Source organism: Paenibacillus sp. FSL R10-2736, assembly GCF_038000245.1.
Taxonomy (GTDB): domain Bacteria; phylum Bacillota; class Bacilli; order Paenibacillales; family Paenibacillaceae; genus Paenibacillus_AQ; species Paenibacillus_AQ phytohabitans.
The window spans coordinates 60,922-80,615 of record NZ_JBBOBN010000001.1; the positions used below are offsets into that span (position 1 = coordinate 60,922).

Sequence of the window (19,694 nt, forward strand, 5' to 3'; positions counted from 1 at the left end):
TGACAAGTGAAAGCAGATAGCGCGATACCAACAGTGCCAATTTTCGGCATTCGAGTATCCAAAGTTGATATGAAGACAACGGTTTCTTATTTGACGGAGGCGGTTCATAATCGTGTTCCCCACCAGGTCATTACAGCTAATCCGATCATGGTCATGGCGGCCCTTGAGAATCCGTCGTATATGGAGATTATGAAATCAGCAGAGCTTGTAGTTCCCGACGGGACTGGTGTAGTGTGGGCAGCGGATTACTGCAAAGAGCCAGTCGCTGAGCGTGTAGCGGGTTTTGATCTTTTACATGAATTATTGCGCCAGGGTGAAAGCTACAACTGGAGAGTATATTTGCTGGGCTCAACCCCCGAGGTGATTCGCGAGACGACTTCTAGGTTACAAACTGGATATCCCGGCATTGTCATCGCAGGTTATCATGACGGGTTCTTTGGTCCGGATGAGGATGAGCAGATAATCGCCGGAATTCTCGAAGCTAAGCCTGACCTGCTTTTCGTTGCCAGAGGGGCAGACAGCCAGGAGCCATGGATTGCTAAATATAAGTCCCGTCTCCAGATTCCGGTCATGATGGGCGTCGGCGGAAGCTTCGATGTAATCTCCGGCAAGAGCCGCCGTGCCCCCAAAGCCTTCCAGAAATTGAGGGCAGAATGGTTATACCGGCTGATTAAGGAACCTACACGTTACAAAAGAATGCTTGCGCTGCCGAAATTTGCAGTAAAAGTGGTACGAGAGAAAGATAAAGTGACAAAAGACCAGTAATTTGAGGATATTTACTGAAAAAATCCGTGTAACAGCCTAAAAACGGTATTGGAATTTGTTTTTGGTTCAGCGTATAATTCAATGCGGTAGAGAAATGGGGGTCGACTGAACAAATGTTAATCATATACATCGCCGGATTTATTGTGTGCATGGGACTTGCACTGCTTTTGACGCCGCTCGTTAAGAAATTTGCTATTAAGATCGGTGCGACAGATGTGCCTAATGCCCGTAAAGTGCATACGAAGATCATGCCCCGCCTTGGCGGACTCGGCATATTTCTGGCGTTTGTGTTAGGCCTGCTTGCCGTATTACCGATTATTCCGTATGACTTCACTCCGCGGGAGGCTAACTTCATCAAAGCGCTGCTCTGTGGCGGCGGTCTGATTGTGCTGATCGGCGGTCTCGATGACCGGTTCGAGCTATCAGCCAAGGTGAAGCTGCTGGGCCAAATTGCCGCAGCCTGCATCGTAGTTTTCGGGTTTGGAATTACTGTTGATTTCGTAAACATTCCTTTTCATAATAGCTATTCCTCACTGGAGAGCTGGATTGCCATCCCTCTGACGATCTTCTGGATTGTCGGCGTCACGAATGCCGTGAATCTGATCGACGGACTGGACGGGCTTGCAGCCGGTGTATCCGGTATCGCGATTGCCACCATTGCTGTAATGGCCTTCCTGATGGGCAATACCATGGTTGCTCTGCTGTGCTTACTGCTTTTGGGCAGTATACTCGGTTTTCTGTTCTTTAACTTTCATCCCGCCAAAATCTTCATGGGTGATACAGGCTCGCTGTTCCTGGGCTTCTGCCTGGCGCTGCTCGCGCTGCTCGGATTCAAGCAGATTGCGGTGGTATCGTTTATCACACCACTCCTGATTATCGGGGTTCCTTTATCGGATACATTCTTTGCCATCGTACGGCGCAAGCTGCAGAAGAAGCCAATCTTTGCACCGGACAAAGGCCATCTTCATCACTGCCTGCGTGAACTTGGCTTCAGCCACCGCCAGACCGTATTGATTATTTATGGCATCGCCGCCTTCTTCGGAATTCTGGCTGTCATCCAGACATCCGCTTCGCTGTATGAAGCCAACTGGGTTACGTTCGTGGTGATCTGCGTTATGCTCTTCTTCCTGCAGATTGGCGCGGAGATCACTGGTGTGATCAGCAAAACCAAACGCCCGGTCATAGACTTAATCCTAAGAATGCGCATGAAGCTGGATCCTGAGCGCAGTTCTAAATCTTAGACTATAATTGACACGCATTTATTGATTTTTCCTTAAGTTAGCAAAACTCATCCTTTTTGGGATGAGTTTTTTGCTGTATTCCCTAAAAATATACCTTCTACTAACCGATAAAGTACAAAGTGAGGCTTATCAGAACATAAACTCAAAGGAGAGATATACACATGTTACGCTTTAAGAGACCATTCGTTTGGCTGCTGCTGGCGGCACTGATCGTTTCTATGTTTCCAGGCAAATATACGCCCCTTGCGGCGGCAGCTACCACGACTTACTTCAGTCCGGATGAGCTCAAGTTGCGGGATACCGTTGTTCTGGATCCGAATGTAATAACAGCAGGTGCAGAAGGGCTAATCAGCCGATCCAGTGTGTATCTGACTACGAACCAAAACCTGTCTATTACAGGTACCTATTCTCAGGTAACATCATCTACAATGAAGGTTACTGTTGAGCAACTGACTCAAAGTACAAACGGAAAGTGGACTACAGACTCTACCCGTTTGACTACAGGTACGGTTACACCCGACGCCAATAGTCCAAGCAATCGCTTTACTACTAGCGGTGTAGTTTTATATGCAGGCTTTAATAAAATTACTTTCTCCGGTATGCAGGGTAACCTGACGCGTTCGGAGTCCTTTTATATCCTTTACGACAAAGTTCCATATCTATCTGCACTTCAAGTGCTCGGTGGTCCTGCAGCACTTAATCTAAATGAAGGGACACAAGTAGTCGTTCCCGTCGACACAGTTACGCTGCAGGGTAAGGCAACGAATGCGACGCAGGTTACAATTTCTGTGAATGGCGGAAATGCACTGACAACAACCCTTCTTGAGGACGGTACGTTCTTCTCTCCTTCCTTAACGCTGAAGCCGGGCTTAACCAATATTAAAATAGCTATTAAGAATGCATCCGATTCCATAGATATCGAACGCTCCTTATATTTCTTTGATACAGACCAGCCGTATGCTTCCTTAAACCTGGTGCATGGTTCAGGAACTTATAATATTTTGAACAACATTCCTACACTTAGTGACAGCACTTCTAGTAAGGCCGGTTTTTCCGGTCAAATTCTGGTCCCTTATAGCAGCACTACATTTGCAAGCTCAGGAAAGCTTACTATTAACAAAAATACCACGACTCCTATTCCGGTAAATATTGCATCGGTTGATCAGGAGTTAACCATTCCCGGCGCTGACGGAGTGACCCCTGCGTACAAATTGGTTAAATTCACAACTCAGGCTGACTTAACGCTTGTCACAGGACTAACCGAATTTACTCTGGCCGTAGACTATGGCACTTATAGCTCTTCGTTAGTCTACTCCTATAGATATCTTCCGGGAGAAGTTGTAATTACCGATATGTATTACCTTCCGGGATATACAGGTTCGGGCAGCATCTCAAACATCTCCAAACTGCCTCTGAACGGACAACAGATGGAGAAGGATAACTTCTACATTCTGGTCAAAACCAATGTAGGCGTCGGCACAGCCAAATTATCGGCCAATTATCTTCCGCTTAGTAATAAAGCGCTGGCTTTGACAGATCCGCCTATCACCGGAATGACTGGACAAGGAACTAATGAGTACATTTACAAAATCACAGGTTTCTCAAACGGACAACAGAAGGTACAGTTCCGTTACGGGACATCTAATTCCTACTATAATGCAGATATTTCGTATATATCCAAGAACTATATCTACGTAAGCAGTTTGCAGGATGGACAGACATATGAGTTTAATTCTGCTGCTGAGACCAGCATGAAGGTTTCAGGTGAATATATCGGATTCGAGAATTTCGTAAGTGCTCAGGTTCAGATTAACGGGATTGACAGTAATCTCCTCCCTGATACCAAAGACAGTGCTGGGGATACACGCGTTAATAAATTTGCTTTAGGTGTAGACAAAGACAAACAGACCTTCAGTTTCGATTTGTGGATCACCCAGTCCGGTCCGTTGGTCTATGGAGAGAATAAGATTGTATTCACCGGGATATCCCAGGATAACGGCCAGAATCAGCGGATCATCACCAAAGAGCTGAAGATATATATTATTGATACTAATGTATCGAATTTGACGCAGTTTCATCCGGCGATAGGAACCGGGCGTACTGCCTTCTCGACTCAGTCATTAAGCAATGAAACTGAGCGCAACAAAATTCTCGCATTGCCTGCAGAATTCGTCTATAAAGATGAAAAGTACACTACCAATGCAGAGAGCTATGATCTGGTGCTTCGGGGTGGTGGAGCGACAACCATGAACCTCTATAGAGGTTCAGAGCTGATTTTCACCTCGACAGGTACTGCGGATATGCTGGGTACCACGGATAAGCTGCTTGGCCCTGTACCGTCTAATCCAACCGGAATATATTTTGATTATTACGGCAGCAGCAAGGACTTCATTCTGCGTCTGCGGGATTTCAAATTTGATGCTCCTGGAAGCCACGTATACACCATGGAGCTAATCAACAAGACTGGAGCAAGAACAACGCAGCGTCTTGAAATCGTACGTGAGGTATCTCCTTACAGGGTCTTGTCCCCTGTAGCAACAGTCGGGGATCAGATTGTAGTGAATAAGAACTTTGTCCGCTTCGATATTGAAGCTGAAGGTGCAACCAAGGTTATGATTGATAAGTATGAGGCTGTGAAGCGTACTGATCTTGAGAACCGCTTCACTTATGATTTTGTAGGCTTGAAGCCGGATAAGGCAACAACGATCAAAATTCAAATCGTCCGGGCCGATTCTACCCTGAACGATACAATTTCTGTTTATTATGCGAGTGCTATACAGATCGATACTCAGTTTATGGCTGAGAAGGTCGCGACGAAATACACTGTATTTAACAAAGCGCTGCAACTTTCATTCCCGAAAGGGACAATTATGAAGGGCTACACAACCACTGGAGCCGCTAAATATTATCCGGATACGAAACTGCTGTTTGGTATCGCCGATCCCGTGGACGGCGTCGTAGAGCGGACTAATGATTACGGGAATATCATCAATGTCAGTCCTTCGGACAGCCGTACTCTTGGCGGGAAGCTTCCGCTGGTCATTCCCCAAGAGCTTGTACTGAGATTTACCTCGACAGCCACTACCAATAATTTCTCCAGAGTATCGGATATTTATTGGCTGAATGGTGGACTTGGAGAGTCGGGAACCCAAGGCTCACAATCCTATATGCCAGCGACGAATGGAATTGCGCCTTATTCTATAGAAGGATATTTCACGCAATACAGTTCTACACGTAAAATTGTCCCATCCCAGCGTGGTGAGCTAACCTTAAGCTTTAACTCCAGCATAGTGGATGAGGTCGGGACGACTATTACTGTTTTCAGATATACCGATGCAGGGAAGTGGGAGAACATTGGCGGAGAGGTAGATACCAAAAACCATACGGTTACGGTACCCTTCGATGAATTCGGTTATTATACCGTAATGAAGTTGCGCAGAGGATTCACGGATATCACCAATCACCCTTGGGCGAGAAATATTCTGAATGGTCTGTATTCTAAAGGCATTATGACCAACATCCGATCCGATGCTTTTGGAGCGGATGATACAACAACCCGTGGTGAATTTGCCACCTTGCTTGTAACAGGACTAAGCATTCCGCTGAGTTATGATTCCAATAAACAAACATTCTTTGATATCGTACCGGAAGCCGTTTCAACAACATGGAACTTTAAAAGCATTGAAACAGCAGCGAGGGCAGGGATCATAACCGGCCTTAGTGACGGATTCTTCGGTCCTGACCAGTCGCTGACCCGTGAGCAGGCTGCGGTTATGATCGCCAGAGCCCTTAAACTCAAAATGTCTGCTAACGATGCCAAATTGTTAACAAGCCTAGGGAAGTCATTCGTTGACTCCGGCAGTATGGACTTCTATTCCAGACCAGCCATTGAGGCAGTATCGAAAGCGAAGATTATGGAAGGCAATGCTACAACGATTACAGGTCAAGCTAAGCCCGTATATAATTTTAATCCAAAGGGCAAGCTTACAAGAGCGGAAGCTGGTAAAATTGCTGTAGCACTGCTGCAGAAGAGCACCAGCATCTTCCCGAAAACCTTCAACTAATGTGACTACTTGAACAGCAGGTCCGCGAAAAACTGTTCGCGGACCTGTTTTATTGTAATTTAATTACATACGGTGCACATTAACTTTTGTAATCTGCACCGATTTACGTTACAATAACTTAGAAAATAATATTTTCTGAAAGGTGAAAGCCATCGATGAAACCGATTTTATCAAAAGCACAGCTGGATTACACGAAAGCAAAGAATATGTTTGAGAATAGAGCCAAAATCCTGGAGAAGGAAATTGCCGCCAAACGTGCACTACAGGAGATTACACAGGAACTGATGGAAGAGCTTGTACAGTCTACTGGGTTCCATGATGCATATAATGACCTCGTTATTGCCGAGAATGCTTTGATTGATTGGTCGCACACTACGATCAAACATGAGAAGAGCTACCGCGAGAACCGTGGGGCGATCGATGCAATGTATGAGAATGTAAATGCCAGCCCTGAGAAGCGTCAGGAATTGATTCAACTATCAATGAAGATCCGCTAGTTCATCTGCCATAAAAAAGAGCGCCGGAAACGGCGCTTTTTATTATGCCAGAGTAAAGATGTTTTAGAGTTTGAAAAAGGAAGATTATGTTTATTAACTTAACAAATATTGCTTAATGACGTTTGGAAAGCGTCTATGCTATACTGATTCCCGTAGCCACCCAACATTAACAATAGTTAGTAGAACATACATATGGTTCTTCTATTGGAACGGGGCCCGGGATACAAAAAGAAAAAAAGTTTTTTTGAACAAAGCGCAACTTTTTCGAAACTATTGCGTTTAAGGTGTAGAGTCACTTACACAAGGCAATTACCTAATGGCCACCAAGGAATGAAGGTACACGGCTGGATGGAAAAATTAGCTTTACGTGACTAGAGGCACATTGTATAATACTTAGGTAGAATTAGGAATCTAGTATTAGTCTGCCTTGAACCTGTTTACAAGTTTCTGTGATACCCGTCACAGACATTATTTATACTTAATATGCTCAACTCGGGAAAGGGGGTGCATCGGCTAATGAGTGACATGAGCTACCCAACTAAAGAAAAATCTCAGTTCATGAACGTCCAAGGAGGAGAAAAAAAGGTTATGAAGAAAATTTTATCCGTAGCATTATCTACAGCAATGGCATTCTCGATGTTTGCCTCTGTAGCATTTGGTGAAACAGCAAAAGCAACTCCACAACAGGCATTTGACGCTCTGGCAGCTAAAGGTATTCTCAATGGGTACCCAGATGGTCAGGCTCACCTTGAAAAAGATCTGACTCGTGCAGAATTCGCTAAGATCGTTACTAAATTGTTCGGTCTTACTGAAGTATCTGGCAAGTTGTCTTACAAAGACAAAGGCTACACAGCTACTAACTGGGCTGTTCCTTACATCGAAGCTGTTACTGCAGCTAACTTGATGCAAGGTAAAGATACTGTTAAAGGTCTTTTCGACTACAACGGTAAAGTAACAGTTGAAGAAGTAGCGGCTGTATTGTTCCGCGCTTTGAAACTGGAACAACCTACAACAACTGATAACTCCGCTTCTGTATGGGCTAAGGGCTATGCTCAAGCAGTTATCAACGCTGGTCTGGTTGCTCAAACAACTAACTTCAAAGCTAACGCTACTCGCTCTTTGGTAGTAGAAACAGCTTATGCAGTTGATCAATTGTCCGTAAAACCTACATTGACTGTAGCTTCTGCTGAAGCAGTAAGCCCAACCAAAGTAGTTGTAACATTCTCTGACAAAACAACTGCAAATGTTGAATTGACAACTGCTCTGGTAGCAGGCGTTGAAACTACAATTAACTTCAAGCACCTTGAAAAAGACTACACTGCAAAAGTAACACTGCAAGCGCCTAAGGTTGTTTCTGTAACAGCTCCAAACGCTAAGCAACTGGTTGTTAAATTCAACCGTGCTGTTGATACTGATACAGTTGTTGAAGATGGCAAATTGATTAAAGATGTAGTTCAAGTGACTGCTCTAAGTGGTGCACCAGCTGTTACTACTAATGGTGCTGAAGTTTCTTGGGCTGCGGATGGAACTGAAGCTTGGATTACAGTTCCAAATCTTGAATATTTGAAGGGTCAATATACAGTAGTTGTTAACGACACCGTTAAGACTTCTGCTGGTGAAGCTGTTGCACCTTTCACAACTCTGTTGACCGTAGCTGATACTGTGGCCCCTACAGTAACTACTGTAAATGCTGTAGCTAAAACTACAACTAACAAAGTATATGTTAAATTCAGCGAACCAGTTAAACCAGCTGGGATCATTGCTTATGTTAATGGCGTAGCTGCAACGGTTCAAAAAGACACTTACGACACATTTGTACTGACTACTGGCACATTGAACAGTGGTACTACTTATGATGTTTCCCTTTCAAATGTAACTGACTTTGCAGGTAACGTTGCTAATCCTAACCCAATCAAAACATCAGTAACCGTTGTTTCTGATGTTGCTGCTCCAGTAATCAAGAGCGTAACTCCAGTAGGCGATCGTTATGTTGAAGTTAAATTTGATAAGAAAGTAAACAAAGATTCCCTGGTGGGTAATGTTCGTTTGCTGGATGCTAACGGTGAAAGTAAAGGTGTCTTCTCTGTAGTTACTTCATCAGATAGCGACACAATCAAATTGTTCTCGCCACTAAGCAAATCGACATTCCCAACATCCAGTTCTTTCACTGGAACCATCGTGTTTGGTGCATCTGTACGTGACACACTTGGTAATACCCTTGGAACTGCTGCTTCCCAAGCAATTACATTTACTAAAGACACTGTTGCTCCAACTGTAACAAGTGCGACTTACTCTAGCACAAAAGGATTGGTTCTGAAGTTCTCTGAAGAAGTAATCACTGATGCTACTACTGCAAACACCAAAGAAATTGTTTTCATCAATGAAGCTACTGGTCAAGCAGTAAGCCCTGCTACTCTCGCTAGAACTGGTGTATTGTCCAGTGATAAGAAGACTTTGACTTATTCTAATGTTTCTCTTCCAGGAGCATCTTACACAGTACGCTTGCCGCAAGGGTTGGTAACTGATGATTCCTTCTCCACTAACGCTCTTGCAGGTGCTAATCTTACTGTAACTGCAGGAACCACTTCTACTGGAGATACTACTAGACCTGTAGTTGTAAGTGTTGATGCTCACGACAGCACAGTAACATCTGACGTTTACTATGTTGTAAAAGCTACAGACGCTGGTGGACTGAACGTTGCTACTCTGCGTGATGTGAACAGCTACACTCTTAACAATACTGCTCTTCCAATTAATTCTTATGTAATCTTGACTGATGTTGTAGGCGATGCTGCTGCTCCAACTGCTGCAAGTGCTTATGTTTACATCCCAAGATCAAGTATCAGTGAAACTAAAGAATACACTTTCCAAGCTTTCGGTATTGCCGATAAAGCAGGTAATGGTATCTTGGTTGCTGAGAAGAAAGCAACTCTGACAGACAGAGTGAAACCTGCACTTGCATCTGCTATTGTTTCTTCTGGTGATTCTACTGTTCTTGTAGTTTCCTTCTCTGAAGATGTGCAACCATTTGATGTAGCAGATCTTACCTTCAAGATTAATGATAAGGTTGTTACTGCTAAACAAGCTGGTGTACTGAATCCTCAAGCGAGCGGAACTGATAAAGGTAAATTCTACTTTACATTCGCTAAAAATGTAATATTCCCAACATTGGCAGATGGTACAGCTAATACGGATACTACTGTTCAAGATTTGAATGCTAACAACATCAATACAATCACAGTAACTGTAAAAGATGTTGCTCCAACCATTAAAGATTTGGCACCAGGAAGCAACCCTGTTGTTACTGGTACAATCGTAGCCGCTAAGTAATCTCCGATTACCGAAGCAAAGAATAGCCTCTTCGGAGGCTATTCTTTTTTTATAGCCATTTATCCCGAGTGGAGGAGGAATTTAGTTGAAAACGGTTTGGAAAGTCTCGATGTCTGCGGTACTGTTAGCTGGTGGCCTATGGGCAGGTTCGATGCTTAATATTACAGCTGAAGGTGCCGGTGTAGGTTCACAGCCAGGCACAGCAGATGATCCTGTTGTCACCAAGAGTTATGTAGATCAACAGATTCAAAAAGTCTTGCAAGGTGGGACCATTACTACACCAACGCAAGCTCCAAGTGCAACGAATGCGCCTGCCGCAACTGCAGCTCCGACACCTGCGCCAACTCAAGGTAACGGAAATACCGGAACTGCTGGGAATGCCAGCGAAATCGTTGATGTAAAACCCGGACAGACTTTAATTGCTGGTGCAGGTGCAGAATTTATTGTCCGCGCAGGTAAGGCGATTATTTATTCCCAGGATGCTAACGGTGTTGCTGATCTGACAGATGGTGTAGATCTGGCAAACGGCGCGGCTGCTCCAACGAATCACCTGTTATCTTTCCCAAGGGATGGACGTGGAATTACGGTGCAGAACGGTCAGACATTAGGTCTTGTTGTTATGGTCCGCGGTTCATACACATTGAAATAAGCATTTGCACATCGCATTGGTAAGCACTAAATGAATGTTTTCCTTCTTATATTAAGAATGCCCTGTAATATGCTTGAACATACACCCGGAACTCTTTCCCACAGCTGACAAACATTGAGCGGACTGAGGCCTCTGGAATTCGCACACAATACTACCTGTAATCTTAAAAAATTCACAGGAGGTGCTGTAACATGGCACGCACTAATCGTACAGTTGTACCAGAGAGCCGGGCAATGCTGAAACAAATGCAATATGAGATCGCTTCTGAATTTGGATTATATGGAGCATCATATGGCGGTGGCATGGATACGGAATTTGCTTCTGAGCTGGGAATGACGGGCGGGGCCGGTGCAACCGGTGGTACTCCGTATCTGGGACACCTTACTTCCAGAGATAATGGATCTGTAGGCGGGGAAATTACAAAGAGGTTGATCAAACAGGCGGAGCAGTCTCTTTTCGCATAAGCTGCCTTCAATTGACAGCAACCGGTAAATAAGATAATATGACTTTTGAGGAAAGCCTTAGACCTTTTCCATGCGGAAAAGGTTCATTTTTTGAATAAACCGGCTTATCAGTCTTTATTATTCTACTTAATATATTTGGCCTGTTAATTACTAAGGTGCCCCCTTATACAGTGTCAGACTAACAATATGGGAGGTAGTTGTACATGTCTATTAAAGGTCGTCATTTGTTTACTTCTGAGTCTGTAACAGAGGGACATCCGGATAAAATCTGTGACCAGATATCCGATGCGGTACTCGATGCATTTCTTGCTAACGATCCCAATGCCCGGGTAGCCTGCGAGGTAGCCGTAGCAACAGGCCTCGTGCTTGTTATCGGGGAGATCAGCACCAAATCAGAATATGTGGATATCCCGGCAATTGTACGTAATACGATTAAGGAAATCGGCTATACTCGTGCAAAATATGGCTTTGATTTTAACACCTGTGCTGTGCTTAGTTCTTTAAATGAGCAGTCTGCTGACATCGCCCAAGGGGTAAATGCAGCTCTGGAGAATCGGGATCCTGCCCTTGTAGCTGAAGAAACGGCTAACATTGGTGCGGGTGACCAAGGTTTGATGTTTGGTTTTGCTACTAATGAAACACCAGAACTTATGCCGCTTCCGATTGCTTTGTCGCACCGGATTGCCCGTCGCTTGGCGGAGGTTCGTAAGAATGGAACTCTTGAGTATCTGCGCCCGGATGGCAAAACTCAGGTAACAATTGAATATCAGGATGAGAAACCGGTTCGTGTAGATACGATCGTTGTTTCCACGCAGCATGCTGAAGAAATTTCTCTTGAGCAGATTCAGGCGGACATTAAAGAGCATGTTATTCTGCCTGTTGTCCCGGCTGAGCTACTGGATGAAGCTACTAAGTATTTCATTAATCCGACAGGCCGCTTTGTGATTGGTGGTCCTCAGGGTGACGCCGGTCTGACCGGGCGCAAAATCATCGTTGATACATATGGCGGGTATGCGCGTCATGGCGGCGGTGCATTCTCCGGTAAGGATCCAACCAAAGTAGACCGCTCTGCTGCTTATGCTGCACGTTATGTAGCGAAGAATCTGGTTGCTGCGGGCCTTGCTGACAAATGTGAAATTCAACTGGCATATGCGATTGGTGTAGCTAATCCTGTCTCGATCAATGTAGATACATACGGAACAGGCAAGATCAGTGAAGAGAAGCTGGCGAATCTTATCAGCAGCAACTTCGATCTTCGTCCGGCAGGCATCATCTCCATGCTGGATTTGCGTAAGCCTATTTATAGACAGACCGCAGCGTATGGACATTTTGGCCGTACAGATATTGACCTTCCTTGGGAACGTGTCGACAAAGCAGATATGTTGAAAGCCCAGGCAGGGATTTAATATAGAATCATAATATCAGACAAAGAAATGTTTATTAGAAACCCGCAAGGCGAATCTCCGGCCAATGGAGCAGCCTTTGCGGGTTATTTTTGTTCATGCACATGTTGAGCATTCACAGATTCGGACAAGCACTTTTCTAAACTTTGGAAGCCCTTTAACCGAATATAAGAATATACGAAAAGACGAAAGTATGGCTTGAGAGGAGTCTATCACGGCATGAAAAGGAAAATTTCAATCTGGACAGCAATTATTCTATCAGGCAGCATGATGATGGGAACATGGCAGCCCCTGAGCGGATTCACAAACCAGGCAGTGTATGCAGCCGCTGAATTCGGCATTACGGTATCACCTTCGGCAGGAGCCACTTATGTGAACACGGCTGCGAATCTCAGACTGAGCTTCGATCGACAGGTAAGTCCGCAAATTGGAGAAATCTCAATTATAACTAGCGATACAAAGGCTGAATTTGTGAAGATTCCTGTTGGCAGTTATGGACTGGTGGGCCCCTCCAATGCTTATGATATTAAGTGGGGTGGAGACAAGAAGCTTGCTCCCAATACGAAATACACGGCATCGATCCCTCAAGGATTGTTCAAAGACAATGAAGGTAACGGGTCTGCAGCCACCAGCTGGTCGTTTGTCACAGCGCCTGAGAATGATACCTCAATAGCAGCAAGTGAGCTTACACCAGCGAATAACAGCAGAGTAGATGCTGCCGGGTTAACCCAATTAAGCTTCAAATTGAATAAAAAGCTGTTGAAGGGCGGAGGAACTGTCCGGTTAATGTCTTCATTTAACAATGACATCGTTCAGGAATTTAAAATATGGGATGATGTTCCTGGTGTAGATGTGCAAAGTGATGCTTCCTCGACAACAGTGAAGCTGACAATAGCCGCGAATAAAATAGCAGCGGGCAGCAATTATTATATACTTATCGATTCATATGCATTCAAAGCAGACGATAATCGAACCTTTGCCGGGATCTCCAGCGGAAATGTCTGGAGTTTCTCTACAATAGGCGGAGAGGCGAAGAATATAACTACAGTTCCGGATAAGGGTGCAGTGAATGTACCTACAACTGAAGTGTTCAGGCTGAACTTTGACCGTCCTATGATGCCGGGATCCGGATACATTACAGTCTCGCCCGGTACAGCCGATGATTCCAGAACCAGATGGATTAATGTGAACTCAACCTCTGTAGTTGGTGGCGGGGAGAAGTCTATTGCGTTCACACCAGCGACGAATGATTCACCTTTGTTAAGCGGAACGACTTACACGGTAACGATCCCTCAAGGGGCTTTTTATGACCGGGACGGAAATGTGTTTCCGGCCTCGGGTCCTTATACTTGGACTTTTACGACTACCCCGCTCTCAGGTCTTGCTGCTGCCGCCTTGTCGCCTGCTGACAGGAGTGAATCTGTAGGGGTAAGTAAAGCGATGACAATCACTTTTAACCGAGATGCACTCTACAATAGCACTATTATAGACGGTGTGACGCTTTATAAGAGCAATGGTACCAAAGTTCCCGTTAACGTGAGCAATGGGGCTTCAGCCAAAGAATTCATTATCAGCCCCGCAGCTGCTCTAGATCCAGCAACAACGTATTATGTGGATATCGCCAAAGGCGTATTTACAGACGCAAATACTGCAGGTCTGGTATATGACGGAATAAGCGGCAAGACGTCATGGAGCTTTCAGACGGAGGTAATGGATACCACTGCTCCTGCACTCGTGTCGGCACAACTGGATAACAACCGTACGATCCGTCTGAAATATAACGAAACGCTTAATTCAGGGGTAGCTCTCCTCTATTCAAGCTTCGCAGCGACGGTAAATGAGGAGAAGCGCACAATAGAAAGTCTGTATGTTCAAGGAGACAGTGTATACATTACCCTTTCTACAGGAATAGCTGTTGGACAAGTCGTGAAGATAAGCTATTCAGGCGGCTTGCGTACGATTCAGGATAGCCACGGCAACTCAGCCGGCACATTTACATCACAACAGGTTACGAATTCAATTCAATCTGCCTTGCCTACACCAAGGGATGGAGTTTTATCCGGCAAAACAGTGACACTGAATTTCAATGATAGCCTAAAGCCGGTCTCTGCCAATGCCTATAGCCAATTCTATGTCTATGCGGATGGTGGTTCCCTTGGAGTGAGCAGCATCAGCTCTAGCGGCAGCTCCGTTGTCCTTGGCCTAAGTAATGCTGCATCCAACGGACAGACTATACGAGTCTCATACTACGCCGGCTCCTATCCGCTTCAGGATCAGTACGGCCAGAACATTGCTAATTTTAACGATTTTTATATCCGGAATACCAGTGATACCACTGCACCGGTCTTCCAGAATGCTGTTGGAACAGGGAATAAAATAGTACTGACTTATAATGAAGGAATATCCTCATCTGCGTTGCCGCTAAACAGTCAGTTCTCTGTTCTTGTGGGCAGTACCAGTACTCCCAATTATGTAACCGGCATTTCGGTAAGTGGAACTCAGGTCACACTTACGCTCCAGAGTACGCTTGCACTTAATCAATATACTACCCTTTCGTATGTACCAGGCAGTGCCGGGCTCAGTGACCTGAACGGTAACCGTGCAGCCTATCTTAATCTGCAGGCAGTATCGGTATCCGGAAGTACGGGAACCTCTGTACCTGACATTAGTTCGGCTACTATCTCGGGGGATGAGATTATGGTAACCTTTAGTAAGAATATGCAAGCATCTTCTGCCTCACTCTATACGAATCAGTTTGGAGTCCGGGTTGATGGCAGTAGTGTTGGTGTTCAGTCCTATTATGTCTCCGGAAATGTCCTGAAGCTGACGTTGTCCACCATAGTTAAAATAGGGCAAGTTGTGGATCTGTCGTATATGGCCGGATCCGGTGCGATAACGGATGCCAGCGGAATTCCGCTGCCTTCATTCACTGCGCTCTCAGTCTACAACGGGACAGGAACCTCTTCGGGTAGTTCCAGCCGCCCTTCATATCTGGGGACACTTGCTGCCAGCGAATTCGGCCAGGAATATCCGCTGCTCAAAAGTGATTCGGCAACGGTTGCAGATGACCGTTCTGTATATAGCCAGTCCGTCAAAAGATATACATTAACTGCGGACCGTTTGACAGCAAGCTATGATTACCTGTACAAGCTGGGAGCTTCCGTGCTTGCCTTTGAAGTGCCTTCTACAGAAATGGCAGCTTACGTAACCTTGCCGCTGAAGCCGCTTCTAAATGCAGTGAACCGGGATAAGAAAGCTGCAATGGTTATACGATTTGGAGATAATCTCTATACCTTGCCTTTGAATAACGTCGATATGAATAGCCTTGCGGCAAACCTGGTGGCAGACAGCAGCAATATTTCACTTATATTAAGGATAGAAAAAGTACCGGCAGGCACATTTACGCCATTTGAGCAAAAGCTGCAATCGCAAGGATTGCAGGCTATTACGGGCTTAACAGATATCCGTCTGACGGCTTCAGTCAGCAGCAACTATGCCAATGCCAGCGCACTCAGCGTAGCGGCTGAGTATGCTGCACGTACAACTGCTACACTAAACAGTAATCAGGTTTCAGCAGCCAGGCTGGATCTGGCTTATTATGATGCTACCTATCTGCCTACCAAAATCAGTACGGCTGGAAGCAGTACTGTGATTCGGGCCAATACAGTCGGCAATCAGGTGGTTGGAACATTTCTCTCCACCCGGACGTTCAGTGACATGAGCAAACATTGGAGTAATTCGATAGTCTCACTGCTGGCTGCTAAAAATATTATCGACAGCAGTTATGGCAGCAGCTTTAAGCCGGAGCAAAAAATTACACGGGCCGAATTTGCTGTCATGCTCAGCCGGGGGCTGGGACTGCTGGGTGACCGTGAGACGGCGCAGCGGTTCAGAGATGTGCAGCCTTCCACACAAACCGGTGATTATATCGGGGCTGCGGCTAAAGCCGGAATTATCACCGGCAATACGGATGCTACCTTCCGTCCGAATGATAATATTACCCGCGAACAGCTGGCAATCATGATTATTCGGGCTATGGAGTATTCCGGAAAGCCGATTACGTTGAATGGAACCTCTTCTGCGGCTTTGTCTGTTTTTAAGGATAAAGCTAAGATTCAGAATCAAAGCGCTGAATTTGTAGCCAAAGCGGTCCAGCAGGGAATTATTCTCGGTATGACACCCACCGAATTTCAGCCGCAGGGCAATGCTACCCGCGCCCAAGCTGCAGTGATGCTGCAGCGCATGCTTTCGATGGCAGGGTTTTTGTAAACCGAATATAGTAGTCATATTTGTTCTGTGAGCGTCCGGCCTTGGCCGGATGCTTTTTTTATGGATAGAAATGTGGTGCTTCCCCGGTTCAAATAGAGTTGGAATCTGCCAATTTCCGCAACTTTTTAGCCTAAAACCAGTCTATTAAAGATGTAATGGAATAGCAGGAACTATTGATAGAGATATTTTTTTATACATTAAGAGTAAATAAGATGGGAGAGTTATACTGAAATGAATGAAGTTTTCATGGGGAAAAAGAATAGCGAGTTGGTACGGGGAAACAAAAGTCTATCTTCTAAAAAGTGGGTTGCTGCCTCGTTAGCAGGCGTATTGTGGATCATGCCGGTTATTGGAAGCACTGGGCCTTCCTTATTCAGTTTAGGCTCCGCTTCAGTAGCGCAAGCTGCTACAGCCTCCTTCTCAGTAACAAAGCTGAGCGAAGAAGTCATTACTTCAGGCGCGATGATGATGAAATATAAATTTACGACCGTGCGGTCCGGCAAAAGTGTAACAGGGCTGGCTGACGTGGTTCGGGTCGATCTGAATAACCCTTATGTGTCTGTAGATGTAATGACGGGCAAAGGCGGTAATCTGACTACGCGGCAAAGTACCGGAGGTATGGCGGCAGAGACCGGAGCAGTGGCCGCAGTTAACGGGGATTACTTCAATACCGGCGGGGAAGGTGCACCGATCGGTGGTCAAGTATCAGGCGGGGTTGTAGTATCTACACCTTCCCAGCTTGATGGAATGTATGCTTTTGCTGTGACCAAAGACCGTAAGCCGGTTATTGATGAATATACATTCGAAGGCATGCTGACTGCTGAGGATGGTTCACAGTTTCCGTTATCCGGCATCAATAAAGGGGCCTATAACCCTGAGGGCGGCAGTTCTACCTACAGTCATGCCAATGCCGCCTATATCTACACAGATGCCTGGACAGCGCTGGAGCGGCCTAAGAACAGCTCTACGACGCCTACAGAGGTACTGGTGGAGAATGATATCGTTACCCAGATTTCCCCTGATGCTGCCTTGCCGATAACCGTGCCTAAAGGGGCGTACATTCTGCGCACTCACGGGCTTGCAGCCCAATTTGTAAAAGCTCATCTGGTGGTAGGCCAGAAGCTAAGCAGTGTCTACACGCTTCGTTCCAAAACTACTCAGCAGGAGCTTGACCCATCCACACTGCAGATGATGATCGGGGGGCATACCATTCTGGTTAATAACGGGAAAGCGGCGACCTTCTCCCGCTCCACCAGCAGCATCGGCGGGTATCGTGCCCGCACAGCTCTGGGTTATTCAGAGGATGGACGATATGTATATGTCATTGCAGCTGAGAAAAATAACAATAGTGCAGGACTGTCTCTGACGGAGCTGCAATCGTTCATGACCAATATCGGTGTCTGGAAAGGGATCAACCTGGACGGAGGGGGCTCTACAACGATGGTAGACCGTCCGCTTGCGGAAACCTCCACTACCCTTACCTTTAATACAGAATACGGCACAGAGCAGCGCAGCATCGTTAACGGCCTTGGTGTATATACTTCTGCTCCACAAGGTGAAGTGAAAGGAATTAAGATCAGCGGCAGTTCTGTATTGTTAATCGGACAAAAGGCTACGTATTCTCTAAAAGGCTATGATACTTACTACAATCCAATTGATGTAGCTGCAGCTAATCCTGCCTGGAGCTCCAGTGGCGGCAGTGTTACGGTGAATGCAGGGGAAGCAACCGCAGTCAAAGCGGGAACTGTTAACCTGAAAGCAACCAGCGGTTCGGCCAGTGCAGAGACCAAGGTAACCGTTCTGGGCGGAGATGACCTGACAAGTCTGACTTCAAGCACAACTACTGCGCCGCTTATAGCGGGAGCCTCCGTATCTGTTCCAGTTAATGCGGTGTCGAAGAGCGGGGCAACGATTGCCGTTCCGGCTGCATCGCTGAAATGGGAGTTTATCGGCTTTAAAGGGAATGTAGGTGACGGTAAGCTTACTGTCGAATCCGTGGATCCGGGGGTAACAACCGGTTATGCCATTGCCCGTTATGACGGCTTCAGCACAGCTGTTGTGTTCTCTGCAGCGGCGTCAACGGCTTGGGAGAATTTCGAAAATGCCACGTATCCATTTGCCTTCACAACCAATGCGGCAGGGGTAACGGGAACTGCAGCAGTTGTCCCGGGCAGTGCGGAACGGGCTGGCTCGAAGGTATTGTCGCTTAGCTATGACATGACTGCTGGCACCGGTAAAATGTATGCTTATGCCCAGTTCAACGGGACAACAGGCAAGAGTATTCCGGCAACGGCAACGTCTATGTCCGTAGACGTGATGGGGGATATGAGTCTTAACTGGCTGCGTGCAGAGGTAACGGATGCCAGCGGGGCAACAGCGTATATTGATCTGGCCAAAGTGATCGACTGGAATGGCTGGAAGAACCTCAATATTGATCTTTCCGGTTCAGGGATTAAATTCCCGGCTTCCCTAAAGAGACTTTACGTGGTAAATGTAGAGGAAGGCCAGGACGAGCGGGCTAAGACAGGCACGGTAGCCTTTGATAATATTTCCTTCGTTATGCCTTCGCTGTCCAGTGAAGCCGGATTGCCTAAGGGAACGGCGTCCATGAGTATCGGAGCCAAGTCGATGCTTGTAAACGGGACAAAGCAGGCGATCGATGTTGCGCCGATTGTAAAGGATGGCAGCACGTATGTGCCGATTAAATATGTGCTTGATGCCTTTGGCGGGAATGCCATATGGGATCAGAATACCAAGAAGATCATGGTGCTTCGCGGAGCGAAAGCGCTGGATCTGACGGTAAACAAGAAGGAATTTCTGCTTAACGGGAAACGCCAGAGTGCTGATGTAGCGCCTTTAATCCTGAATGGCAGGACTTTAGTACCGCTTAGACTCGTGACAGAACAGCTAGGACTCACTGTAAAATGGGAACAGATAACGAAGACCGTAACTATCGAATCGTGATATGTTAGTATAAAGGAAAGCCTTTAATACGATCCGATAGAAATGGGG

The 19,694-nt window shown here is 46.0% G+C and carries 10 protein-coding genes; all 10 read left to right on the forward strand.

Going from position 1 to position 19,694, the window contains the following annotated elements; all coding sequences use genetic code 11:
• Positions 1-6 precede the first annotated feature (6 nt).
• On the forward strand, positions 7-765 hold the full coding sequence (locus NSQ73_RS00290) for a WecB/TagA/CpsF family glycosyltransferase (RefSeq protein ID WP_340985048.1): 759 nt from the start codon (positions 7-9) through the stop codon (positions 763-765).
• Positions 766-878: 113 nt separating this feature from the next.
• Positions 879-2,006, forward strand: a complete 1,128-nt coding sequence (locus NSQ73_RS00295; RefSeq protein ID WP_042140236.1) for a glycosyltransferase family 4 protein — start codon at positions 879-881, stop codon at positions 2,004-2,006.
• 161 nt (positions 2,007-2,167) lie between these two features.
• Positions 2,168-6,070, forward strand: a complete 3,903-nt coding sequence (locus NSQ73_RS00300) for an S-layer homology domain-containing protein (protein ID WP_340985049.1) — start codon at positions 2,168-2,170, stop codon at positions 6,068-6,070.
• Between the two features lie 155 nt (positions 6,071-6,225).
• Positions 6,226-6,567, forward strand: coding sequence for a hypothetical protein (locus NSQ73_RS00305; protein WP_171717168.1), 342 nt, complete (start codon positions 6,226-6,228; stop codon positions 6,565-6,567).
• Between the two features lie 516 nt (positions 6,568-7,083).
• Positions 7,084-9,897 carry an S-layer homology domain-containing protein gene (locus tag NSQ73_RS00310; protein ID WP_171717167.1) on the forward strand — a complete coding sequence of 938 codons (2,814 nt, stop codon included), beginning with the start codon at positions 7,084-7,086 and terminating at the stop codon, positions 9,895-9,897.
• 85 nt (positions 9,898-9,982) lie between these two features.
• A complete protein-coding gene (locus NSQ73_RS00315) occupies positions 9,983-10,546 on the forward strand; it encodes a hypothetical protein (RefSeq protein WP_340985050.1) in 564 nt (187 codons plus the stop codon).
• Between the two features lie 191 nt (positions 10,547-10,737).
• Entirely contained in the window at positions 10,738-11,010 is a 273-nt protein-coding gene (locus NSQ73_RS00320; RefSeq protein WP_039303766.1) for an alpha/beta-type small acid-soluble spore protein, read from the forward strand.
• Between the two features lie 203 nt (positions 11,011-11,213).
• The gene (gene metK / locus NSQ73_RS00325; protein WP_171717164.1) at positions 11,214-12,416 is read left to right on the forward strand and encodes a methionine adenosyltransferase; all 1,203 of its coding nucleotides are present in this window, start codon (positions 11,214-11,216) and stop codon (positions 12,414-12,416) included.
• Between the two features lie 216 nt (positions 12,417-12,632).
• Positions 12,633-16,682 (forward strand): Ig-like domain-containing protein, encoded by a 4,050-nt coding sequence (locus NSQ73_RS00330; RefSeq protein WP_340985051.1) that lies wholly within the window; start codon positions 12,633-12,635, stop codon positions 16,680-16,682.
• 231 nt (positions 16,683-16,913) lie between these two features.
• Complete coding sequence (locus NSQ73_RS00335) at positions 16,914-19,646, forward strand: stalk domain-containing protein (RefSeq protein ID WP_445669474.1); 2,733 nt, start codon at positions 16,914-16,916, stop codon at positions 19,644-19,646.
• Positions 19,647-19,694 lie beyond the last annotated feature (48 nt).

Coding starts and splice junctions, on each gene's coding strand:
- NSQ73_RS00320 (WP_039303766.1), top strand. CDS start 10,738: ATGGCACGCACTAATCGTACAGTTGTACCAGAGAGCCGGGCAATGCTG.
- NSQ73_RS00300 (WP_340985049.1), top strand. CDS start 2,168: ATGTTACGCTTTAAGAGACCATTCGTTTGGCTGCTGCTGGCGGCACTG.
- NSQ73_RS00310 (WP_171717167.1), top strand. CDS start 7,084: ATGAGTGACATGAGCTACCCAACTAAAGAAAAATCTCAGTTCATGAAC.
- metK (WP_171717164.1), top strand. CDS start 11,214: ATGTCTATTAAAGGTCGTCATTTGTTTACTTCTGAGTCTGTAACAGAG.
- NSQ73_RS00295 (WP_042140236.1), top strand. CDS start 879: ATGTTAATCATATACATCGCCGGATTTATTGTGTGCATGGGACTTGCA.
- NSQ73_RS00305 (WP_171717168.1), top strand. CDS start 6,226: ATGAAACCGATTTTATCAAAAGCACAGCTGGATTACACGAAAGCAAAG.
- NSQ73_RS00330 (WP_340985051.1), top strand. CDS start 12,633: ATGAAAAGGAAAATTTCAATCTGGACAGCAATTATTCTATCAGGCAGC.
- NSQ73_RS00335 (WP_445669474.1), top strand. CDS start 16,914: ATGAATGAAGTTTTCATGGGGAAAAAGAATAGCGAGTTGGTACGGGGA.